Annotated in this window: 21 protein-coding genes and 1 tRNA gene; 12 read left to right on the top strand and 10 right to left on the bottom strand. The window is 54.7% G+C overall.

Annotated elements, in window-relative coordinates:
• Positions 1-7: 7 nt before the first annotated feature.
• Both IE156_RS06330 and IE156_RS06325 read left to right on the top strand, forming a co-directional pair.
• A complete protein-coding gene (locus tag IE156_RS06330) occupies positions 8-1,015 on the top strand; it encodes a FecR family protein (protein WP_189391691.1) in 1,008 nt (335 codons plus the stop codon).
• A 211-nt stretch (positions 1,016-1,226) separates the two neighbouring features.
• The gene (locus IE156_RS06325) at positions 1,227-3,692 is read left to right on the top strand and encodes a TonB-dependent siderophore receptor (RefSeq protein ID WP_189391690.1); all 2,466 of its coding nucleotides are present in this window, start codon (positions 1,227-1,229) and stop codon (positions 3,690-3,692) included.
• Positions 3,693-3,812: 120 nt separating this feature from the next.
• On the opposite strand, the gene IE156_RS06320 is transcribed toward IE156_RS06325, so the two are convergent.
• On the bottom strand, positions 3,813-5,234 hold the full coding sequence (locus IE156_RS06320) for a DUF1254 domain-containing protein (protein ID WP_189391689.1): 1,422 nt from the start codon (positions 5,232-5,234) through the stop codon (positions 3,813-3,815).
• Positions 5,235-5,517: 283 nt separating this feature from the next.
• A complete protein-coding gene (locus IE156_RS06315; RefSeq protein ID WP_189391688.1) occupies positions 5,518-6,465 on the bottom strand; it encodes a helix-turn-helix domain-containing protein in 948 nt (315 codons plus the stop codon).
• Positions 6,466-6,750: 285 nt separating this feature from the next.
• On the opposite strand from IE156_RS06315, the gene IE156_RS06310 reads away from it, so the two are divergent.
• Entirely contained in the window at positions 6,751-7,383 is a 633-nt protein-coding gene (locus IE156_RS06310; protein WP_189391687.1) for a cysteine hydrolase family protein, read from the top strand.
• 110 nt (positions 7,384-7,493) lie between these two features.
• On the opposite strand, the gene IE156_RS06305 is transcribed toward IE156_RS06310, so the two are convergent.
• Positions 7,494-8,531 carry a DUF72 domain-containing protein gene (locus IE156_RS06305; protein ID WP_189391686.1) on the bottom strand — a complete coding sequence of 346 codons (1,038 nt, stop codon included), beginning with the start codon at positions 8,529-8,531 and terminating at the stop codon, positions 7,494-7,496.
• 304 nt (positions 8,532-8,835) lie between these two features.
• On the opposite strand from IE156_RS06305, the gene IE156_RS06300 reads away from it, so the two are divergent.
• A complete protein-coding gene (locus tag IE156_RS06300; RefSeq protein WP_229841063.1) occupies positions 8,836-9,234 on the top strand; it encodes a hypothetical protein in 399 nt (132 codons plus the stop codon).
• Between the two features lie 69 nt (positions 9,235-9,303).
• Here the strand turns inward: IE156_RS06300 and IE156_RS06295 are convergent.
• Positions 9,304-9,377 (bottom strand) — tRNA-Gly (locus tag IE156_RS06295).
• A 202-nt stretch (positions 9,378-9,579) separates the two neighbouring features.
• On the opposite strand from IE156_RS06295, the gene trmB reads away from it, so the two are divergent.
• From trmB to lysM, 4 genes are all read left to right on the top strand, one after another.
• Positions 9,580-10,347: a tRNA (guanosine(46)-N7)-methyltransferase TrmB gene (gene trmB, locus IE156_RS06290; protein WP_189391685.1), complete on the top strand. Its 768-nt coding sequence runs from the start codon at positions 9,580-9,582 to the stop codon at positions 10,345-10,347.
• Positions 10,344-11,291, top strand: coding sequence for a prolyl aminopeptidase (gene pip / locus IE156_RS06285; protein WP_189391684.1), 948 nt, complete (start codon positions 10,344-10,346; stop codon positions 11,289-11,291). Before trmB ends, pip begins: the two co-directional genes overlap by 4 nt.
• Positions 11,292-11,333: 42 nt before the next feature.
• Positions 11,334-11,534, top strand: coding sequence for a sulfur carrier protein ThiS (thiS, locus tag IE156_RS06280; protein ID WP_189392230.1), 201 nt, complete (start codon positions 11,334-11,336; stop codon positions 11,532-11,534).
• Between the two features lie 131 nt (positions 11,535-11,665).
• Positions 11,666-12,109, top strand: coding sequence for a peptidoglycan-binding protein LysM (gene lysM, locus IE156_RS06275; protein ID WP_189391683.1), 444 nt, complete (start codon positions 11,666-11,668; stop codon positions 12,107-12,109).
• 97 nt (positions 12,110-12,206) lie between these two features.
• Here lysM and ffh read toward each other — a convergent pair whose 3' ends face one another.
• A complete protein-coding gene (gene ffh / locus IE156_RS06270; protein WP_189391682.1) occupies positions 12,207-13,631 on the bottom strand; it encodes a signal recognition particle protein in 1,425 nt (474 codons plus the stop codon).
• A gap of 103 nt (positions 13,632-13,734) precedes the next feature.
• Here ffh and IE156_RS06265 point away from each other — a divergent pair, with 103 nt between their 5' ends.
• Genes IE156_RS06265 through ampD form a run of 3 tightly spaced genes read left to right on the top strand, consistent with a single transcriptional unit; the run spans position 13,735 to position 15,467 of the window.
• On the top strand, positions 13,735-14,586 hold the full coding sequence (locus IE156_RS06265) for a cytochrome C assembly family protein (protein ID WP_189391681.1): 852 nt from the start codon (positions 13,735-13,737) through the stop codon (positions 14,584-14,586).
• Positions 14,579-14,830 (top strand): PP0621 family protein, encoded by a 252-nt coding sequence (locus IE156_RS06260; RefSeq protein ID WP_189391680.1) that lies wholly within the window; start codon positions 14,579-14,581, stop codon positions 14,828-14,830. The genes IE156_RS06265 and IE156_RS06260 overlap by 8 nt, the downstream gene beginning before the upstream one ends.
• A 4-nt stretch (positions 14,831-14,834) precedes the next feature.
• On the top strand, positions 14,835-15,467 hold the full coding sequence (gene ampD / locus IE156_RS06255) for a 1,6-anhydro-N-acetylmuramyl-L-alanine amidase AmpD (protein ID WP_189391679.1): 633 nt from the start codon (positions 14,835-14,837) through the stop codon (positions 15,465-15,467).
• On the opposite strand, the gene IE156_RS06250 is transcribed toward ampD, so the two are convergent.
• The 5 genes from IE156_RS06250 to IE156_RS06230 all read right to left on the bottom strand — a co-directional run bounded on the left by IE156_RS06250 (position 15,458) and on the right by IE156_RS06230 (position 22,873).
• On the bottom strand, positions 15,458-16,570 hold the full coding sequence (locus IE156_RS06250) for an alpha-hydroxy acid oxidase (RefSeq protein WP_189391678.1): 1,113 nt from the start codon (positions 16,568-16,570) through the stop codon (positions 15,458-15,460). The two genes, ampD and IE156_RS06250, sit on opposite strands and share 10 nt — an antisense overlap.
• Positions 16,571-16,591: 21 nt before the next feature.
• Positions 16,592-17,272 (bottom strand): Fe2+-dependent dioxygenase, encoded by a 681-nt coding sequence (locus tag IE156_RS06245; protein WP_189391677.1) that lies wholly within the window; start codon positions 17,270-17,272, stop codon positions 16,592-16,594.
• Positions 17,273-17,371: 99 nt separating this feature from the next.
• Positions 17,372-19,567: a TonB-dependent receptor gene (locus IE156_RS06240; protein WP_189391676.1), complete on the bottom strand. Its 2,196-nt coding sequence runs from the start codon at positions 19,565-19,567 to the stop codon at positions 17,372-17,374.
• Positions 19,568-19,989: 422 nt separating this feature from the next.
• Positions 19,990-21,894 carry a molecular chaperone HtpG gene (htpG, locus tag IE156_RS06235; protein ID WP_189391675.1) on the bottom strand — a complete coding sequence of 635 codons (1,905 nt, stop codon included), beginning with the start codon at positions 21,892-21,894 and terminating at the stop codon, positions 19,990-19,992.
• Between the two features lie 94 nt (positions 21,895-21,988).
• On the bottom strand, positions 21,989-22,873 hold the full coding sequence (locus tag IE156_RS06230; RefSeq protein ID WP_189391674.1) for an EamA family transporter: 885 nt from the start codon (positions 22,871-22,873) through the stop codon (positions 21,989-21,991).
• A 166-nt stretch (positions 22,874-23,039) separates the two neighbouring features.
• On the opposite strand from IE156_RS06230, the gene IE156_RS06225 reads away from it, so the two are divergent.
• Positions 23,040-23,281: monooxygenase (locus IE156_RS06225; RefSeq protein ID WP_189391673.1), on the top strand; the 242-nt coding region annotated here is incomplete at its 3' end.

Below are 23,281 nucleotides of genomic sequence, written 5' to 3'. Positions count from 1 at the left end.
CTTCCCTATGACACGCAGCACAACCACGCCACTTTCGCTTCCCTTGAACCCTGATCAGCTCAGCCTCTGGCTGGTGCGCGAGCAGGCAACAAGCCTTGGCGACGAAGAGCGTCAGGAATTGCTGCGCTGGCGACAGGCAACTGCCTCCAACGAGACTCACTACCAGCAATTACTGCTGACCTGGCAAGCCACCCAACTGGTCCCCGACGAGCACTGGCGCCGTATTTTGGATCAAGCTCCCCTACAAGCCTCGCGTCGGCGCTGGCTACGCACAACCTTGTTCATCGGCGCCCCTGCCCTGGCCGCTGGCACAGCAGTCATTGCCCTGCCTGGGATGCGTACGCTCTGGCAAGTCACACCGCAATTTACGGCTCGCTACCAAAGCGCCCGTGGCGAGCAACAACGCATTGTGCTGCCCGATCAATCCATTCTTCATCTGAATACGGACACCTTGGTGGACGTGGCTTTCTATGCCGACCATCGTGAAGTCACCTTGCATCAGGGCGAGGCACTGTTTGATGTCCATAAGCAGCATGAACGCCCATTTCAAGTTCTAGGTGGACTGGCAAGCATTCTGGTCACAGGTACCCTCTTTAATGTGCGTCGCGATCCCGACAGCCTGAGCGTGATCGTGCAAGAGGGGCAGGTGCAAGTCAGCAGCGGACGCTGGTGGTCACCCAGCCATGTATCTCTTGGGCCTGACCAACGCTTACGTCTGGACTCGAGCACCGGCCGCCCCCGCGTGGACTCCACTCCGGCCCCAGCTGCCACGGCCTGGCATACCGGTCAACTGGTTTTCAGCAACGCCCCCTTGAGTGAGGTTGTGCGTGAATTGAACCGGTATCGTGCCCCCCAACAAGCCATTCGAATCATGGATGACAGCCTGACTTCCCGCCGTATTGCAGCTGTTTTTGAACTGCATGACAGCGCAGATTTACTTGAAACCTTGCCAGAGCTACTGCCGCTGCGAGTGAGCACACTGCCTTCGGGCGAAGTGCAATTACACGCACGGTAAGGCTGCGATTGAACAGCCGACACCGAGGTGAGTTGACGAGTCTTTCTGCTGCCATCACTCACTACAAGGAGTGTATCCGCAGCAAAAAAATGTCCGGCGATACGGATCTTATTTTTACCGGCCATTACGGGTTTTGACTTGCTCATGCGTCTCATCCACAGACCCGCCTGGCCAGGCATTGATCCATGACCTCTATCGCTTGCTTTCCAACATGACCTCTTTGCATCTTTCCTCGTCACCAGCACGACGTGTCCGTCTGGGCCGCCCCTTTATGCGAGCAACGGCCCTGGCCTTGGCACTGGGTACGCTGCCCTTCTATGCCGCTGCACAAACGTCGACTACCAGCACCATCAGCCTACCTGCCCAAAGTTTGTCCCAAGCCTTATTGTCCTTAGGCCAGCAGGCACGCGTACAACTGTACTTTGATCCAAATATTGTCCAAGGTTTGCAGGCTCCAGCAGTGCGCCAGGCCAGTTCCGTCGAAGCCGCTTTGACGCAACTTCTGGCAGGCACAGGAATTGAGTACAAACGCAAAGACAATCGCTACACCTTAAGCAAGCCGCTTAGCGACGACAGCACGCAATTGGCTCCTATTACCGTCCATGCAGCCAGGGACACCCTCAGCACCGAGCAAACCGGCTCTTACACCGCCACCCATAGCAATAGCGCGACTCGACTGAACCTGAGCCTGCGTGAAACACCGCAATCGGTCAGTGTCATCACCCGCCAGCAAATGGACGATCAAGGCATCCAGACCATTTCCGATGCCCTGCAACAAACACCAGGCGTCACCGTCAACCGCGACAACTCCGAGTCCTACAGCTTTTATTCTCGCGGTTTCAGCCTGGAAAATTTTCAGTTTGATGGCCTGCCCAGCCTGTCTTCAGACGGCGGAGCGGTGCGCGACAACTACAGCATTACCAACTCCGCCATCTATGACCGCATCGAAATCCTGAAAGGCGCAACTGGCCTGGTCAACGGCGCAGGCTACCCCTCTGGCGTGATCAATATGGTTCGCAAACGGCCCACCAGTCAGTTCCAAGGACACGCGCAAGTGTCAGCCGGCAGCTGGGACACCTATGGCACCGAACTGGACTTATCCGGCCCTCTGGCTGCTGAAGGCGTATTGCGTGGACGCGTGGTGGGGGCCACCCAGGACAACCGCAGCTTCATGGATTACGCCAAAGGCAAGCAACAGATCTTTTACGGGATTTTGGAAGCCGATCTGGGTGAACGGACTACCGTCGCCGTGGGTCTGGATTACCAGCGTAACCGCAATAACGCGACAACTAACGAACACTTGCCCGCCTTCTACAGCAATGGTGAACAGTTCTCCATAGGTCGGCATTTCAACCCCGCTGATCGCTGGGCCTGGCGCAATCAGGACACCCAGCGTGTTTTTGCCGACCTGAACCATCGCTTTGACTCTGGCTGGACCGTCAAACTGGCTGCGGGTCAGCGCGACTACCGTACCCGTCAGGTCATGTCCGGTATTTCGGCCGATTTCGTCAACGCGCAAACCTATGAAATCAGCCACGGTTTTTACCAGGGCGGTGCAGCACGATTTGACAGCGACTCCAAAGAAAAAACCCTGGATTTCCATGCCACTGGCCCCTTCAAACTATTGGGTCGCGAGCATGAGCTGGTTTTAGGAGCCAACTACTCCAAGACACACGCCTTGTCGCGTCGTTGGGATGGGGACACCGACATGACGGTGCCCAACATTTTTGAATGGAACAATAACGCCACCGAGCCCTCTGAATACGAATGGTGGCTGCAACATGATGTGAACGTGAAGCAGCACATGATCTATGGAGCTGCCGTCCTGAAACCTCATGATCGCGTCAACGTGATTCTAGGTGCCCGCCAGGTACGCTACGACTGGTCCCTGGAAAGCCTGAACGCCTTGAATAGGTTGCAGCGCCACGAAACCCAGGTCAACGGCAAGATCATTCCTTATCTGGGCCTGAGTGTGGATCTGGATGAATGGCACACGGCCTACGCCAGCTACACCGACGTATTCAAGCCGCAAGCCTATAACTTCAAGGCCAGCGGAGAGCAGCTAGAGCCTTTAACCGGTAAAAGCATGGAAGTGGGCATGAAGGGCGAGTACCTGGATGGCAAGCTTAACGCCAGCCTGGCCCTGTTTCAGGTCAAGCAAGACAACGTCGCCGAGCCCGACCCGATCAACCCTCAAACCCCGATGGGTGGAGTGGCCTACATTGCTGTGCCGGGCGTGACTACACGCGGTCTGGAGCTAGAACTGTCCGGGGAGGTCATGCCGAATTGGCAAGTTCACGCAGGCTACACCTACGCCCGCTCCCGTGATGGTGATGGCGTACGGGCCAGTTCCCGGCAGCCAGAACATTTGTTCAAGCTGGCCACCTACTATCGACTGCCTTTGGCCGGCCAGCGCCTGACCGTGGGAGGTAATGTCCAATGGCAAAGCGGCAGCTACTTCACCCAGCTTGTTGATGGCCAAGTACGCCGTTTCGAGCGCAAGCCTTATGCAGTCGTGGGACTTAGCGGTTCTTACGATGTCAACAAAACCACAAAGTTGTCCGTCAACGTCAATAACCTGTTCGACAAACACTACTATGCGGGCATAGGCAACTACAACACGGTTTTCTGGGGTGCCCCTCGCAACGTCACCGCGACCTTGCGGTATCAGTTCTAAGCCACCCCTTCTCGAGCCAGAGTCGAGCGATTGCCTGATCCAGGCAGGCCATTAAAACAAAACCCGCAGAGCTAAATAAGTTCTGCGGGTTTTCATGGCAAACACCCTGCCAGTCTGTATTTAGCTCGCTTTTTGCACCGCTGGGATCATCCAGCTACCATCCAGAATCGATGGGTTCGTCTGTCTCGGCCAGTACGCTCTGAACATCAAAATAAAATTTCCATCCGGCGCGGGAAGCCAATTGGATTCTTTGTCCTGACCGGGCGAGTCCTTTTGAATATAAAGGTCTGTCGAGCCATCCGCGTTGACCTTCAAATTCTGGCGCGGACTGATCGAGTAGCGACTCAAGGGATTATCAATAAAGAAGTAATCCTTGTCATACATCGTCAGCGACCAGAAACCATCTACGGGCGGTAGCTGGCCTTTAGGGAAGCGCATGACATACTTGTTCGCACCCGAATAGGGCTGTCCACCCGCATCCGCTTGAGAAATAGGATAGATGGCATCCTGCGGCCGATTGGCCCCCAGCCCGATGGCCGTGATGAAAGCACGCATCAAGTAATCCGTACCGTAAACGCCAGTATCAGTCGTGAATGACCAGCCGTTCTTTAGCGTCAGGGTCGCATAGTGCTGCATGATTTTTCCAACTGCAGCCTTGGGCACCTGACTGGCAATATCTGCCTTGAACTTTCCAGCCTCAAAATCCTGGCCTGGAACGATGCCAATACGCTCAAATCGGGCTACATGCGCAGCATCTGCACTGGATGGCGGATTACGCTTCATCAACTCGCAAAACAGGGTGAAGTAAGCCGTGGCATCCATCTTGTTGACTTGATCACGCACGGCGGTTTTCATATCCAGCGAGGGATCCACCACGCCCGCCGGCGGGGTGTAGGACTTGCCGTAAGCGCTTAACGGCACCAGCTTGAACTCGTCTTGCAGTTTATGGACCGCAGCGTAATCCTCTGGCGTTCCTGTGCAATAAATGCGTCCCAGCATCCAGACAATACTGGTGGCGGATTTATATTCCGTCACGCCTGCTGGCAAGGTTCCTTTCCAGCCTGGGCCGGTAATGGCGTAGGTTTGCGGACCTGTTCCCGTCGTGCGTTTTCCTGGCACTTGAAATACTGTCGTCCAGCCGTCAAGCAGAGGCATCAAGGCGTAACGGTCTTGCATATCTGGAATGCTCAGGATCCACGGCTCATCACCCACATCAAAGAAGGCGTTTGTATACAGCGTATCGGCATTAGGCGCGGTGACATCTCGGAACGAAGCATCCGGGTAGCTGCGCGCTTTGATGATCTGGCCCATCGGACCTCGTACGCCACCAAGCTGCGCTACATTGGTCATAATCCGCCGGGTCAGCTCCATCGTCACCAATGGATAGGCAAAAATATAAGCCTCGATCGCAAGGCCCAAATCTCCCGCGTCTCCCCCCTTGTCCACAGCCATCACCTGCTGCGCAAGAGCGGTACGCGCCAGTGCCACACTGGCAAGCAGACTGGGACCGGCGATTAATAAGGAACGTCGAGTAATCTTCATGTGCTCTTCCCCTAATTGTGATCAAGCAAGCGCGTTATCTGCATTCAGAACGCAAGGTAACGCCGATACTGGGCCCTTTGCCGGTCTGGCTGGCTTGGCCACTCAGGGCAGAACTCTGTGCTTGCCCCGCTTGTCTCAATTGTAGGAAGCCCCTCCTGCTTAGCGCTTGCCATCTGGTGCCACACAACACGATCACCCTGACTAGCAAACAGCCATGCGTTCCTGTGTTCACACGGCGCCAAACCTGCGTATCAAACGCCTGGACACACTCCCTGCTCTGCACTTAAGACCTGTTCCTAAACCGAAGTGTCGACGGGGATTGCGCAAATCGTGCCTGAAACAGGCGGCTGAAATGAGAAAGATCTTTGAAACCGCAGGCTATCGCCACCTCCGTCACCCGCCGCTGTTTGCTCTCGGCCAGCAAGCGATAGCTCTGAAGCAAACGCTGCTCCCACAGCCATTGCATAGGCGTGGTCGCTTCATGCGCAAAGAGTCGATACAGCGTGCGAGTTGCCATCGATGAAGCCTGAGCCATTTGCTCCACATCCAGATCATCTTCATGCAGGTGCGCACGTATGTATGCCTGAACCTGTTCCAGACGCCGCTCCCGACGGCTGGCCTGAGAATAAGCTATGGCTTCTGACTCGAAGACAGCCGAGAAAATATCCAGCGCCGAGGCACTCAAACGCTGATCTATCCCGTCCGCAGCCGCTCCTTGCATGCTGAGTAATTGCTTGACCAAAGCACCGGCCATCGGCCCCTGACGAGAGTTAGCGGGAACACGGCACGCAGCCAGACTCCTCAGCGCGGGTAAACGTGTCGCCAGAAGTGGGCGGGGAATCATGAGCATCGCCGCATGGGTCAAGGGCCCTAGCTCCAGCTCAAAGGGACGCGACTGGTCCTGCAACACCAGGTCCCCCGTCGCCAGGCTGACATAACGCCCATCCTGGCTAAGCTGAATACTGCCATCGAGCATTAACCACAGCATGAAGCAGTCGCGCTGATCTTTACGAATATCCGCTAAGCGCCTGCTGACTCGAATCGCCTCCCCCGCAGGCGTGGCCGACCAGATACGGCTAAGTCCCAAACCGCCAAACGTAGTCAGCGTGACTCGCGCCTGAAAATGGTGTCTGGCAACAGGATTGCACTCGGTATGAGAAAACTGCCTGCAAGTAACCTCGTGCCAGTGTTCAAAGCTGTCTCCGGGCTTGACTGCCATGATCGCTGCCATCGGTTCAGTCTCCATAGTCGGCGCTATCTGCACCGTGAAATTAATCATTTTCCAGCAAGATTACGTCTATTTCCCAAACCTGGACAAGCCCCGAGAACACCACGGACTGGCATCTTGACTGGCGGGTCGCCCATGTGGCGCCCACAGTCAAAAAAGAAGAAAAAATGGCATGGACAGACAAGCCAGGTTTGAGTCGTCCCCCTACTCTGGAAAGGTCTATGACACCGGGTAAGGCAACACCAAATACACAGCCACCCGGCCCGGAGCCAACCAAAGGAGAATGAAATGGCTATTCAGATTGATCAAATCAATCCCAAGAGCACGGCGGTCATTGTGATCGACATGCAAAACGACTTCATCGCGTCCGGCGCCCCACTGGAAACCCCTATGGGTATGGCGCTGGTGCCCCGTCTACAAAAACTGCTGGGCCATGCACGCAAGACTGGCATGGAAGTGATCTTCACCACCCACGCCCACCGTCGCAACGGCTGCGATATGGGTTTATTTGGGGAAATTTATCCACCGATCCTGAATCGGGCGGGGCTGGTGGATGACACCGCTGGCATCGACATCTACCCGGACGTCGCACCACAAGGTGATGAGGTCGTCATTAAAAAGCATCGCTACAGCGCTTTCTTTGGCACTGATCTGGACATCATTCTGCGTACCCGCAAGATCGACACGGTCGTTGTCACGGGTGTCACTACCGAGAACTGCTGCCACGCCACGGCTCGCGATGCCATGTTCAATGGCTACAAAGTCGCCTTCATCTCTGATGCCACCGGCACCTACGACTACCCGGATATGGGCTTTGGGGCGATTCCAGCGGAAGAAGTACACCGGGTCACCCTGGGCGTGCTGGCTGTGTCTACCGCGCATGTCATGACGACGGATGATCTGATTCAGAAGACCCGGTAAGGGCATCGGCATGGCCCAAGCCCGCATACGTTAAGGCTCCAGACCATGAAGCACCCAAACAGACCTTGTGAACTGTTCAATTTCTAGAGATCAGTTCACAAGGCCTGTGTTTAATTTTCGTGCGCCGCAATCAGTTGCGCCAAACGCTGTATGGAGAGCGGTGCACAACCTTCCGCATCATTGCTGATCGTCACATAAGCCGCCTGCCCTGCGCCCGTGATTCCGCGAATCGTGCGGGCCAACACCGTGCGGGTATGCACGTCCTCGCTGACAATGGCATCGAAAGGTGTGTGCTTTTTCTGGGCATCGGCATAGCCATAGGCACCAAACTCTCGGTTCAGATTCCAACGACACACCAAAGGCCCCGGCCACAAGGCTCGCAACAGGGGCAACTGCTCATCGATCGGTGGCATTTTGCCGTGCAAACCCAGGCAAAACGTAGCGCCACTGGCCTTCAGCGTATCAACCAAGCCTTGAGTGAGTAGCTCCGGATCTCGCACTTCTACAGCAAAAATGACCGGAGAATCCTGCGGCAAGGCCTCACGCGCTGCAACCAGCATCTGCCCCAACTTGTCGAATAACTCCGCCGGGCGATTCAACCAGCCCCAGGACAAAGGGCTTAGCTGAAATACCAATACGCCCAGCTTGGCACGCAAGCCTTCTACCGCAGGCTGCACAAACTGCTCCACGGCCAGACGAATATCCAGGAAGTCCGGATTTGACTTGCGCACCTTGCCTTGTTCATCACGGACTTGCGCATCCGTAATCATGGAGGGGCATTTCACGACAAAACGGAAATCCTCATCAACCTGGGCGGCGTAGGCGGAATACTGCGTGACAGTCAAAGGACGCCAAAAAGTGCGATCAACACAGACGGTGCGCATCAAGGGATGCAGGTGATAGGCCTCCAACCCGTGCTTGGACAGGATGTTCGACTCGTACTCGCCATCCCAGATCAAACCTTCCCAACCGGGGTAAGACCAAGTGGAAACACCGAAACGCAGGGTTTCAGGAAGCTGGGCCGCCAAATCGCTTAGTTCCAGGGCGGAGGTGGCAAGGCTGACTTTGGTGATTTTGCGGCGGGAGGAAGCGGCGGGCTTTGAAGCGGGAGGCTGAGGAATGGCATCGCCGAAAAGATCTTCTTGCATGCTGGGTATAGTGCCATGGGACGAGGCGCAAGCAAACCAGGTATGTCCCAACTCAAGCCTGATTCTTACCATTTCCAATAAAAACTTAGTTTTATTACTATATTCGAGCTCTGGCAGAACGCTATGGCATCGCGCTGGTGCAAGCCGTGCGTGTTGAGTCCTCAATTGGAACCACCCGCGTGCGTCGTGATAACAATGGACGGGTCGAAAACAAATACCCTGCCAGCTATCAGCCACGATTACTAGCTCGCTGGGCTTCAGAGCTCGCTATGACCGCAATCTGGAGGCGTTTTCAGGTCCGTTTATGGAGCGCTACGCAAGCTCTTATCGCTTTGGCAAACTGACAACCTATGAGGATGGCACCCAAAGCAACTTTATTTTCGATGACTATGCCAACACACAGTTTGCCTGGCGCTATCCCGATTTGACGGAGCACGTGCTCTACACAGCCCGGGTTGTAGCACATGCCGTTCAGAACGAAATGGCACAAGAAGCTCGCATACTGGTGATCTTTCAACGAGCCCAAGAACGACTGAAAGAAGTGCTTGAGATGCCTGATCAAGACACCAACCGAGTCATTCGCTCTCTGAAAGAAAACGGCTGGCAAGTTTCCGGAAAGTTAAAACAGGCGTACCCGCAGCTGACAAGACAGGAGCTGGCACAACGTGTTGTAGAGGCGGTACGCTCGGCAGTCGAGGAATAAAGTCCGACGCTGCGCTTAAAGAAGCCAGAGTTCGCCAATAAGGATGACCTTGGAGCGACAAGGCAGAACTGGAGCGGGTGATGGGAATCGAACCCACGACGGATGCTTGGGAAGCATCAGTTTTACCATTAAACTACACCCGCCCTGTTGGAGAGGTCTGCGTCAGAAGCAGACGATCCCGCCAATGGGGAAGCGAAAATTATAGCGCGATCTCTCGTTCATGCGTCGCCCCTGCCCTATCTTTTTCGCACGCCCTCCCATGAATTCAGCGGCAAGACTCACTACAATAGAGTTTTCCCGCTTTTAGCTGATACGCGAGCCACTTCTGATGCCCGCGCCCCAACCATGACCTCCAGCAACGAAAAACCATCCCTGTTGTCGCCTAATGTCGCGAACAGCAATTCCGGCGAGACCCATATCCGTAGCTTTGTTCATCGGCGCGCGCACATTACGCCCAGCCAGGAACAAGCCTTGGCGCGTTTGCTGCCTCAGTGGTCGATTACATATCGCGACAGCATCCTGAAGCCAGCTACGCTGTTCGGCAATGACAATCCACTGATTCTGGAAATCGGTTTTGGCATGGGTGAGACCACCCAGAAAATTGCCCAAGCCCGTCCGGACGACAACTTTTTGGGTGTAGAAGTCTTTAATGCCGGCGTGGGCGCATTGCTCAAACGCATTGATGACAACCAGATCAGCAATATCCGCATCATTCAACATGACGCGGTGGAAGTGGTGCGCGACATGATCGCCCCTGCCTCCCTGGCAGGTATTCATATTTACTTCCCGGACCCCTGGCCCAAGAAGCGCCATCACAAGCGTCGTCTGGTGCAATCGCCTTTCATCCAGCTGCTGACCAGCCGTCTGAAACCCGGTGGCTATATTCATTGCGCCACGGACTGGGAAAACTACGCGGAACAAATGCTGGAAGTGCTGTCGGCCGAGTCCATGCTGAGCAACACTCACAATGGCTACGCACCCCGCCCTGACTTTCGCCCACTGACCAAGTTTGAGAACCGTGGGCTGCGTTTGGGTCATGGCGTGTGGGATCTGATCTTCACCCGCAATGACACTCCTACCCCTGAACTGAACTGGCCCAAGAAAGAACAATGAGCGCTACCCTGTTCCCGCCCATAGAGCCTTACGCCCAAGGCACTTTACATACCGATGATGGACACCATATCTACTGGGAATGCTGCGGCAACCCGGAAGGTAAGCCAGCCATCTTTTTGCACGGTGGGCCGGGATCAGGATGTTCTACCGACCACCGCCGCTTGTTCGACCCGCAAAAATACAATGTGCTGCTGTTTGATCAGCGCGGTTGCGGGCGCTCTTACCCTCATGCCAGCCTGGAAAACAACACCACCTGGCATCTGGTGCAAGACATGGAACGGCTGCGCAAGGAAAAACTCAAGGCCGACAAGATGTTGGTCTTCGGCGGCTCCTGGGGTTCTACACTGGCGCTAGCCTATGCGCAGACTCATCCAGAACACGTCAGCGAACTGATTGTGCGCGGTATCTTCATGGCTCGCCCTGAGGAACTGCACTGGTTTTATCAGGAAGGGGCATCGCGCCTGTTCCCCGATATCTGGGAGCAGTATCTGGCTCCTATCCCCGAGAACGAGCGCCACGACCTGATCAGCGCTTATCACAAGCGTTTGACAGGCGATGACCCTGCCGTGCAGCTACGCGCTGCGCATAGCTGGTCGCAGTGGGAAAGCAATACCATCACACTTTTGCCCAGCAAAAACCACCTGGATGCCAAGTCCAGCGATAAAGCCGCATTGGCCTTTGCTCGCATTGAAAACCATTACTTCATGAATCAGGGCTTTTTAGAGCCCGATCAGTTACTTAACAATGCCCACCGCCTGCATGGTATTCCCGGCGTGATCGTGCAGGGACGCTATGATGTGTGCACTCCGGCGCATACAGCCTGGCAACTGCATCGCGCCTGGCCACAAGCAGAATTTCATATGGTTGCGGACGCAGGCCATGCCTACGACGAACCTGGCATTTTGGCCCGCTTGCTAAGCGCCACCCAGAAATTTGCCATCTGAATCACTCGTCCGGCTCGGCCCGGACCATATCCAGAGACAATGATGAACATTACCCTGAACGGCCAAAGCAAGACTTTGGCAAAGACCGATACCGTTGGCACGCTAATTGTCGAGCTAGGCTACGAAAACAAGCGTATCGCTGTTGAGCTAAATGGCGATATCGTCCCCAAAAGCCAGCACGCCACGACCCCTATCAAAGAAAGCGACACGATAGAAATCGTGGTTGCTGTGGGTGGCGGCTGAGACTGCCTCTTTAAAATGCACAATTGCTGACATTCCGGTACGGCTTGGCAACTGAAAATGAGGTCATAATGAGCCGACTAGCCTGTCCTTCAGGCAAGCAACCACAGACCCCTAACTTCAGGAGCAAAGCAATGGGCGTATTCAGTTTTCTTAAAGATGTCGGCGAAAAACTCTTTGGAGCCAACGAGGCCAAAGCAGCGACAGCAGACGAACTCCAGAAAGAACTGGCCAAACACCAACTTTCCGCCGATGGTCTGAACCTGACGGTTGATGGCGACAAGGTCACAGTCAGTGGTCAAGCTGCTTCCACCGAACAAGCCGAAAAAATTGTGTTGGCCCTGGGTAACACGCTGGGTGTCTCTCAAGTAGACAACCAACTGAACGTTGCCCAACCGGCACCCGAAGCCACGATGTACACCGTACAGAAAGGCGATACCTTGTGGAAAATTGCCGAAACTAATTACGGCAAGGCAAACGGTGCGAAATACACCGTTATTTTTGAAGCCAACAAACCTATGCTCAGCCACCCTGACAAGATTTACCCTGGTCAGGTGCTGCGTATTCCTGCGCTGTAAGTCAGCAATTCAGGATAAGAAAAAGCCCGCTTGTGCGGGCTTTTTCCATTGAGGGCTTGATATGAAGCCCTGCTAACTGACTAAACAAGGCTATTGCTTAACGAAAGCCTTTAAAGCCTTTACCAGCCAGGCCCTTCAAAGCTCCCATGCCGCCCAGACCGCGCATCATCTTGGCCATGCCGCCTTTCTTCATCTGCTTCATCATGCCTTGCATTTGCTCGAACTGATTCAGCATACGGTTAACCTCTTGCACTGGCACACCAGAACCTGCCGCAATACGACGCTTGCGCGAGGCTTTGAGTAGTTCAGGCTTAGCACGCTCAGCAGGGGTCATGGAATTCAGGATGCCTTCGGTACGACGCAACTGCTGCTCGGCTTGACCGCCTTGCAATTGTGAAGCGGCTTGCGAGAACTGCGCGGGCAGTTTTTCAAGCAAAGAGCCCATATCACCCAGCTTTTTGACTTGCTGCAGCTGATCGCGGAAATCATTCAAGTCGAACTTGTCGCCCGCCTTGATCTTGTCGGTAATCTTTTGTGCATCGGCAATATCGATGTTGCGTTGGGCTTGCTCCACCAAGGAAACAATATCGCCCATGCCCAGTACACGCTGAGCCATACGCTCGGGGTGGAAGGGCTCCAGGCCGTCCAGCTTCTCCGACATACCCACAAATTTCAGTGGCTTGCCAGTGATATGGCGCACAGACAAAGCCGCACCACCACGTGCATCACCGTCCAGTTTGGTCAGCACCACACCGGTCAGCGGCAAAGCGTCCGCAAAGGCCTTGGCCACGTTGACCGCATCCTGACCTTGCATGGCATCAACCACGAACAAGGTTTCAATGGGGTTCAGCAGATCGTACAGAGCACGAATCTCGCGCATCATGTCTTCATCAATACCTAAGCGACCGGCCGTATCGACAATCAGCACATCAAAGTGATGACGCTTGGCATGATCCAAAGCATTGCGGGCGATATCAGCCGGCTTCTGGCTAGGGTCAGACGGCAAGAACTCGACGCCGACTTGAGCGGCAACGGTTTTCAGCTGTTCGATAGCGGCAGGACGGTAGACGTCAGCACTGACCACCAGCACTTTTTTCTTGCCTGTTTTGCGACCGTATTGAACGTGGCCGCCCTCGCTCAGCCATTTGGCCAATTTACCGGTCGTGGTGGTTTTACCCGCCCCTTGCAGACCGGCCATCAAGATAACGGCAGGCGGTTGGGCCGCCAAGGACAGTTCGCTAGCGTTTTCGCCCAGGTCTGCGCCCATCAGCGTGGTCAGTTCCTGGTGGACAATCCCCACCAGCGCCTGCCCCGGATTGAGGCTGTCGGCAACTTCAATACCAAGCGCTTTTTCTTTGACCCGTGCCACAAAATCGCGCACAACGGGCAAAGCCACGTCCGCCTCCAGCAGAGCCAGACGCACTTCCCTCAACATTTCCTGAGTATTGGATTCGGTCAGACGAGCCTGTCCGCGCATGGTTTTCACCACACGCGACATACGCTGGGTCAGATTTTCAAACATAGGACTGGGTTCGCTTAAACTAGGTTATCGTGTGGTCTACGAATAAGAATAAAATGGCCACTTGAGGTACGCCCCGTACCGTTTTTCAGGAAATCCGGGACTTATGTCTGCAAGTATTGTATTTCACTTGCTCGCCGCACTGGCGTACATCGTGCTGTCGATCTCGCTCTGGCGTCCATTGACTCGCGGCAGCACCCGAACCGTACTGAACGCCCCCAGCCGGGTAGCCTTGCTCTGCGCCATCATTGTGCACGGAGCGGGTCTGCTGCTGACGATTGTGCTGCCCCAGGGGCTGCATCTGAGCTGGGCTTTAGCCCTGTCGGCGGCAATCTGGCTGGGCATGGTGGTGTTCTGGTTCCAAAGCCTGTATCTGCGTCTGGACAGCCTGCTGCTCATTCTACTGCCTGCAGCCACAATCGTCAGCTTACTGGCCATGGCCTTTCCTGAAGGCCATGTCGTTAACCATGTAGGCAATGAATGGCTGCGTATCCATTTACTGATTGCATTGGTCGCCTACGGGCTAAGCACCGTCGCAGCCCTGCACGCTATTTTGATGACAGCACTGGATCGCCAGTTGCACCGCCCTATTCTTCATCAGGAACAACGCGGTTTACTTAGCCGTGTACTGGATACCATGCCGCCCCTGCTGGTACAGGAAGAACTGCTGTTCCGCCTGATCCGTGTCTCGTTCGTGATTCTGACCTTCACGATTCTGAGCGGTGCCGCCGTGTCGCTGGCTATAGATGGAAAATTTTTACCTGCTGACCACAAAACTGTCTTTACCTTGCTATCCTGGGTTACATTTGGTGGCTTATTATGGGGACGGAAACAGTACGGATGGCGTGGCCGCATTGCTTTGCGCTGGACGCTGGCCGGCTTTGCCTTCCTGCTGCTCGCCTATACAGGCAGCCATTTTGTACTAGACGTCATCTTGCAACGAGGAAAAAGTGGGTAAAGTCTTATTTTGGGTTGTCGTCATACTGGTGGGCATGATCATTGCCCGCATCGTGTCGCAAAACAAGGCCCGTAAACGTAACCCACCGAACCCGACCCTGCGCCCATCGCGCAAGCAAGGGAGCGCCGAGGAAATGGTCCGTTGCGCGCATTGCGGTATTTTTTTGCCACGCTCTGAGGCCTTGATGAGCAATCATCACACGTGGTGCAGCCTGGAACACGCCAAACGCGGCCCGCGTAGCTAAGCCCATGGCTCGCATGCACCATGCCTATGACCTGGATCGCCAGGGCTGGCTCAAACCCCACGCCAACGTCCTGCGCGCCCTGTCACCCAATCAGGATGAACGCCCCGAGGGCAGTAATCCGACCTTGCTGGTGCTGCACAATATCAGCCTGCCGCCGCAAGAGTTTGGCGGGCCATACATTCGGGATTTCTTCCAGAATCAGCTGGATATCGACGCCCACCCCTGGTTTGAGAACATCCGCGACCTGAAGGTATCGGCTCACTTTCTGATCCAGCGCACTGGGCACATCATTCAATTCGTTCCGACCACGCGCCGTGCCTGGCACGCGGGAGTATCTCAATTTGAAGGTCGCGAACGCTGCAATGACTTTTCGATCGGCATCGAACTGGAAGGCAGCGATTTTGAGCCATTTACGGAAGCGCAATACCGGGAGCTATCCCGCTTAAGCCGCGCTTTGCGCATGCGACATGACTTAAAAGCCGTACGCGGTCACGAGCATATCGCCCCTGGACGCAAGACAGATCCGGGACCTTTCTTTGATTGGAAACGAGTAAAGCGGGAACACGGCTGGGCTAAAGAAACCCTGCCTGAGCAAGAGCTGGAGTCAAAGCCAGAACAAGCTCCAGATCAAGACTGATAAAGTAGCTCAGGGCCAATATCGGCCAAGGTATTGCAACCCGTCAGTGCCATCGCCACTTCCAGTTCCGCCCGCAAAATATGCAGGACATGCGCGACACCTGCTGCTCCTGCTGCAGCCAGACCGTAGATATAGGGACGGCCAATCATCACAGCTGTCGCGCCTAGCGCCAATGCCTTGAGCACATCTGTACCGCGTCGGATCCCGCCATCCATCAATACCGGTACCCTGCCCTGCACGACCTGACACACCTGTGCTAACACATCCACAGAAGCGGGAGCCCCATCCAAGGTGCGTCCGCCGTGGTTCGACACCACGATTCCGGCAACGCCTACATCCAAGGCCCGCTGGGCATCGATAGGCCGCATGATGCCCTTCACCCACACGGGCACCGGGCTGTTCTGTACCAACCAGGCAAGGTCATCCCACGTGGGAGCACTATTCAACAAACCGCTACCAAATAAGGGACTGGTACCAGCCGCACCCAGCACGCCCTGTGGCGCACTGACACCGCGCAAATTCACGGCATCTACCTCTGCAGGCAAAGTAAAACCAGCGCGCTGCTCTTGGTTACGCACACCGTTCACCGCGGCATCGACTGTCAACATCAAGGCGGCATAGCCCGCCGTTTTGAGACGTCCCAATAAATCCAAGGTAAATGCGCGGTCCGTTTGCCAATACCACTGTGCCCACAAGGGGGCATGGGCCTGTGCCGCAATATCTTCAAAAAAGTGACTGGCCTGCATACTGATCACGCTAGTCGCCCCCATCGCGCCCGCACCCAGAACACTGGCCAGCTCACCTTGAGGATGAGCCAAACGTTGGTAAGCAATAGGCGCCAGCAGAATCGGATACTCCATCGCTTGTCCTAATAGGCTCAAGCGGGTCGACGGCTGATCAAATCGACCCAATGCCGCAGGCCAAAGCCCCAAACGACCAAAGCTAGCCAAATTATCCCGTAGCGTGAGCTCATCAGCAGCCCCCGCGCTGAAATACGCCCAATCCTGCGCACGCATCCGCTGACGAGCATATGGCTCGTAATCTGTCAGACAGGCGATCTCAGCGGGAATGCTGCTTAAAGGGGGTAGTCGTTCTTGAGACATGGTCAATCAAGCTCCAGGCGATCAGACGTCGCTCCATTCGCGCAGCAAATTATGATAAATCCCCGTCAGGCGTGACAGCTCCTGCCCGTCAATATTTTGTTTGGCCAGTTGCTGAATGCTCTGATCCAGTTCCCACAACAATTTACGCTGATGAGCATGGCGCACCATGCTTTGCGTCCAGAAGAAGGACGCATAGCGCGTCCCTTTAGTGACAGGCTGGACTCGATGCAAGCTCGTCCCGGGATACACCACCATATGCCCCGCAGGCAGCTTGATCGACTGTGTACCGTAGACATCTTCGATGATCAGCTCGCCGCCTTCGTACTCGTCGGGATCGCTGAAGAACAAGGTGGTGGAGACATCGGTACGCAAACGCTGGGCCGTGCCAGGAACAGTAAAAATCGCGTTATCGATATGGTTGCCGTATTCTCCACCGCCCTCGTAGCGATTAAAGCGCGGAGGCAGCATACGCAAGGGTAAGGCCGCGGCAATAAAACCGCTGTGCTGACCGAGCACATGCATCAAAAACTCCCCCATCTGGCGGGACACAGTGGTATCCAGAGGCAATTGCAAATTACGCTTGCTGCTCTGAGCCAAGTAACCTGCCGTCGTGCGCCCGTCCTCCCACTGTGCCTGCTCCAGGGCCTGGCGACAGTCGCGCAACTGCTCAGCATTCAGAACGTCAGGGATAGTAATCAGCATGGAACACCTGCTAAGGCAAAAGGAAACATTAGGCGGCGCAAGAAACAGACAGGCCGCCCCAAAAGGCGGCCCATCTGACTTTACACTACAAGACGCAACTTACTCGAAGCGGTAAGTGGCATTGAACATGTAAGAGCGGCCTGGGCCTACATTGGCAAATACGCCAACGTGAGAGGCATCATACATGCGCACATTGCTGATGTTGTTCACATTGAACTGGAAGGACACGTTCTTGTTCAAGTCGTAACGCGCCATCGCATCGTAACGCCAGTAAGACGGCAGTTTCAGTTCATTGGCATCATCTACAAAGCGCTTACCCACCAAGGTAGCACCAGCGCCCAAGGTCAGCTCTGGCAATACTTTATAGGTCGTCCAAACGTTGAAGCTCTGTTTGGAGATGAACTTCATTTGGTTGCCATCAAAAACATTGGCACCGTTGCGGTACTTTTTGATCTTCGGATCCAGGTAGGTGTAACCCGCCCACAGATTCCACTTGGACGTGATGGCACCCGCAGCGCCCAACTCCAGACCACGCACGCGATTGCTACCGCTCAAGGAAACATCGCCTGTCAACGGATCGGTAGATCGTGCATCTTTCTTGTCGGTCTGGAATACCGCTGCCGTCAGAGACAACTTCTCATCGGCGATATCCCACTTGGTACCCAGCTCCCAGCTGTAGCTGCGCTCTGGTTTCAATTCACGGATCGCGGCACCGCCCGCTGGGCCGTCTGCACCACCGGCCTGCCCCAGGTTTTCACCCGTTGGGTTGGAGGAAGTGCCGTAGCTCAAGTAGATAGAACCATTACGAGCGGGTTTGTAAACCACACCCAGCTGGTAATTCCACATATCGTCTTTACGCGAATCTGTGGTGTTATCGACTTCAAAACGGTCAAAGCGCACACCACCATTCACCATCCACTGATCATTCAGGGTCAGAGTGTCAAAGACATACAGCGAACGGGTCTTGATATCGCCTGTCTTGGTCTTAGGACCGTATTGCAGCGAATAGTTGTACTGACGATTGGGATCCGGATTGTAGAAGGAGTCCGTATCGCGGCCTGGGCCACCCGTCATGGTCTTGTTGTGGATTTCTTCCTTACTGATCTCCACACCGGCAACGATATCGTGCTTGAGCCAGCCGGTATTGAAGCTGCCATAGACATCAGTCTGGTTCAGCAAGGATTCAGACACCCGATAGTTGGTGCGATCGTCACGACGGAACTGCAGACCAGGGCCTTCTGTAGCGCAAGCGCCACCCGAGGTCGCCGTGCAATTGTCGAAAGACGGGCGAGTCATCAGGTAGTGGTTCAAAGTCTTGCTGTAGCGCGTCACGTTACGAACTGTGAAGCGGTCATTCACGTCGTGCTCGACACTGGCGGTTGCGGTATCTGCCGTGTATTTACGGAAGTCCACATTGTGACGACCATAAAAGGTGTCACGGTCCGCTTCCAAGGGAGTGACGCGATCCGGATTGGCCGCATTCCTGAATGGGAAGCCCAGATCCGGCATGTCCTTGTTTTCAAGACGGGAGTAGGACAAGGTCACACGAGTAGGTGTACCCAAGCCAAAGGCGATGGAAGGTGCGATGCCCCAACGGTCAATCTCAACCCCATCACGACCGGCAACATCGCCGCCCATACGCATCAAATTCAGACGAATCGCACCGGTATCCGAAAACGCGTAGTTGCCGTCAGCGGTCAAACGGTATTGGTCAGACGTGCCATAGCCCGCTTCCACTTGGAAGAAATCTTTCAACTTGGGAGACTTCGTCACCAGGTTCAAGCTACCGCCGGTACCACCACGGCCTGTGTAAGCCGAACTGGGGCCTTTCAACACTTCAACCGATTCCAGGTTGAAAGTTTCGTGCGAACCACGCGAGTAATCACGTACGCCATCGATAAAAATATCGGTACTGGCTTCGTAGCCACGGATGAAAGGACGATCACCCATCGGGGTGCCGCCTTCGCCCGAGCCCAAGGTAATACCTGGGGTGGTACGCAACACATCCTGCAAGGAAGTTGCGCCACGATCCTTGATCACCTCTTCAGGGATCACGGTGATGGAACGCGGTGTGTTGAGCAGCGTCTCGGAAAACTTCACAGATTGCGCTTTATGCGCCTGGAAGCCATCAATGCCGTTCGTATCTGTTGTGCCTTGGACTTTAATCGACTGCAGCTCGGTTACGCCAGGGTTGGCGGTTTGAGCAAAAGCAGGCGTTGTAAGGGCAGCAAACAGTGCGGCAGATAAAACCGTCTCGGCGAACCGACGAGGCGGCAGGGCGGATACAAACGACATCACCAGCTCCATATGGTAGGTATCACTTTTCAAGGCAGGGCGATTGAATCAGGCACGATCGCTCGCGTTAGCGGTGTTTCGCTGCCGAATAAGTGCTTTTAATAGGAGCCCGTAATATCAATCATTCTTATTATGAAGTCTATCCAAATCTTACGATTTGCTGAAATTCAGTTAAAAAATAGCTTGTTTTCACCTCTAGTGTGGCGCGCAAGCATCGTATTACGATCAATTCTCATTAAGATAGACAAAGAATAAAAAATCGCTTAGCTATTACGATTTAACCATTTCGCTATCTACTCGCTTCTTCCTCCAATAGCCTGTCAATAGACGCAAAAAAGCCTTGATCTTACAAAATAAGAACAAGGCCAAGAAACTGACAGTTTGCTGACTCTGCTATTGAGCAGAGTCAGCCACGTTCAGATTTACAGATTCAACAGCAAACGGTTCACGCGCTTCACGAAGCTGGCAGGATCTTGCAATGCGGCCCCTTCGGCCAGCATGGCTTGTTCCAGCAGCAGTTGAGCCCATTCACCAAAGGTTTCGTCATCAGCGGCTTGTACCTTGGCGATCAAAGCATGTTCCGGGTTGATTTCCAAAATTGGTTTAACCTCGGGCGCTTCCTGACCAGCGGCTTGCAGCATACGCAGCAAGTGCGGGCTCAGTTCGTTGGCATCGACCACCACGCAAGCCGGGGAATCGACCAGACGTGCGGTAATGCGCACTTCTTTAACCTTCTCACCCAACGTGGTCTGCAAGCGCTCGACCAGAGGTTTGAAGGTTTCAGCCACTTCGGCCTGATGTTTCTTTTCTTCCTCGTCTGCCAGTTCGTCCAGATCCAGCCCGCCCTTGGCAACAGAGACCAGTTGCTTGCCTTCGAATTCGCGCAGGTAGGACAGCATCCATTCGTCCACGCGATCAGACATCAGCAGGACTTCGATGCCTTTCTTGCGGAACACTTCCAGATGCGGGCTGTTAGAAGCCGCCGCAAAGGTGTCAGCCGTGACGTAGTAAATCTTGTCCTGGCCTTCTTTCATGCGGCCAATGTAATCGGCCAGAGACACGGCCTGGGCCGAGCCTTCCTGATTGGTGGAAGCAAAGCGCAACAAAGCTGCGATACGGGCCTGATTGCCCATGTCCTCGCCTGCACCCTCTTTCAACACCTGACCAAACTGGTTCCAGAATTCGGCGTATTGCTCTGGTTGGTTTTCGGCCAGATCTTCCAGCAAAGACAGGATGCGCTTGGCGCTACCTTCACGGATGGCACGCACATCGCGGCTTTCTTGCAGAATTTCACGCGATACGTTCAGCGGCAGATCGGCCGAATCGATTACGCCACGCACAAAGCGCAAGTAAGCGGGCAGCAATTGCTCGGCGTCGTCCATGATGAACACGCGTTTCACGTACAGCTTCACGCCACGACGGGCATCGCGATCCCACAGGTCAAACGGAGCCTGCTTGGGTACGAACAGCAGCTGGGTATATTCGCTACGGCCCTCTACCCGATTGTGCGTCCAGGCCAGAGGGTTCTCGTAATCGTGAGCGATGTGTTTGTAGAACTCTTGGTACTGCTCGTCAGTAATTTCCGACTTGGAACGCGTCCACAAGGCGCTGGCCTGGTTAATGCTTTCCCATTCGTCTTGCATGACTTGCTGCTGCTTTTCCTCGTCCCACTCTTCTTTGCGCATTTGCACAGGCAAAGAGATGTGATCGGAGTAGCGACGCAGCACATTACGCAAGCGCCAGCCGTCCAGGAAATCGTCCTCACCTTCGCGCAGGTGCAGGGTAATGGTGGTACCGCGCTCGGCTTTTTCAGCCGCAGCAATGGTGAACTCACCTTCACCGGCGGATTCCCACAGCACCGCTTCCTGATCCTGGCCGGCACGGCGTGTCAGCACCGATACTTTGTCAGCCACGATAAAGGAGGAGTAAAAGCCCACGCCAAACTGACCAATCAGCTGGGTGTCTCTTTGCTTGTCGCCCGTCAGTTGGGAGAAGAACTCTTTGGTGCCCGAACGCGCGATGGTGCCCAGGTTGGCAATGGCTTCATCACGCGACATGCCAATACCATTGTCAGACAGCGTGATCGTGCGCTGTTCTTTATCGAACTCCACACGGATACGCATTTCTGGATCGCCTTCCAGCAGGGCTGGATTGTCGATGGCTTCGAAACGCAGTTTGTCACAGGCATCCGACGCATTGGATACCAGCTCACGCAGGAAAATCTCCTTGTTGCTGTACAAGGAGTGAATCATCAAATGCAGTAATTGTTTGACTTCAGCCTGAAAACCCAAGGTTTCGGACGTATTCGCAGTGTCAGTCTGGCTCATGGTGAAAATGCAAAAAAATGGGTTGATTGCCGCGCGCTTGAACGCGCCCTATTGCAGACAGATAGGGACGGCCCGCGATATTTCAAGAGAGCGATCAGGCAGCCGGGCCTGATGTCAGGGCAATAACCCCGCTGATCATGACGGCACAACCGAGCAAACTCCAGATATTGGCTTTTTCGCGCAGCACAATCATGCCCAATAAGGTACCGGCCATCATGGACATTTCACGGGCCGGGGCCACCATGGACAAAGGCGCACCCAGGCTTAATGCCTGCAAGACCAGGATGTAGGACATCGGGGACAGCAAGCCCACGGCAGCCGCCAATTTCCAATAGGGTTTGAGCTTGACGAAGCCTTCTCGCCCACGCCGGGCAATAAAAGGCGTCAACATCCCCAGGCGCAGCACATTGCTGAACCAATCCAGTAAAAAGGGAGAAATCAGCAGCACTTTGACGCCGTAAGCATCGACCACGGTATAGGCTGCAATCAAAATACCGGTCTGCATACCCCAGCGCACGCCCGTCAAGGCCGCAGGACTGAAGAAACGGCGCAGGTGGCCTTGGGTGGCAATCAGCAAGATGCCCATCACCACCAACAAAATGCCCAAGATACCCAAGGGACGCACCGGCTCGCCCAGCAGAATAAAAGCGCCGATAGAAGACAGCATGGGGCCCGTGCCGCGTGCGATCGGGTACACCACAGACAAATCGGCGACCTGATAGCCTTTTTGCAGACTCAGGCTATAGCCCATATGCAGCAAGGCGCTGAGCATCACACAGGTAATGGTCTCGCTAGTCCAGGGCATATTACCTTGGGTAAAAACCACCCACAGCATGATGGGGAAATAAAACAGGATGGCGAAAAAGGAGTACGCAAATACAAAATGCGCCCCTGCCATGGCAGCCCGTTTAGAGAGCAAATTCCAACCCGCATGAATGAACGCAGCACACACCACCAACAACAAAGCGGTCCAGGACATGAGGGGTTCCACCAGCAAAAAGCAAAAGAAAAACTATACGCCCCCTTCATGGGCGAGGCCAGCCAATCACGGCCCTTTCAACGTCCCATGACAAATAAGAGACAGTACTGAAGCCTTCAAGCCGCACGGTATGATGCTAGCCACCTATTTTGATATGGAGCCGACCATGAGCACCCTGCTGTATGTTGATTTTCCTTACTCCGGCCCCTGGGGCGCAGACATGACTGCAGCCATGCATGAATTGGCGCAATCCATCTCCCAGGAGCCCGGTTTGATCTGGAAAATCTGGACTGAAAATCGGGAGCAATCCAAAGCAGGTGGCGTCTATCTGTTCAGCGATAAGGCCAGTGCACAGGCTTATCTGGACATGCATAGCAAGCGGCTCAACAGCTTTGGCATGACGGGTAT

This window comes from Alcaligenes pakistanensis, from assembly GCF_014652815.1.
In the GTDB taxonomy this organism is placed as follows: Bacteria; Pseudomonadota; Gammaproteobacteria; order Burkholderiales; family Burkholderiaceae_B; genus Alcaligenes; species Alcaligenes pakistanensis.
This window is presented reverse-complemented; position numbering and strand designations above follow the sequence as displayed.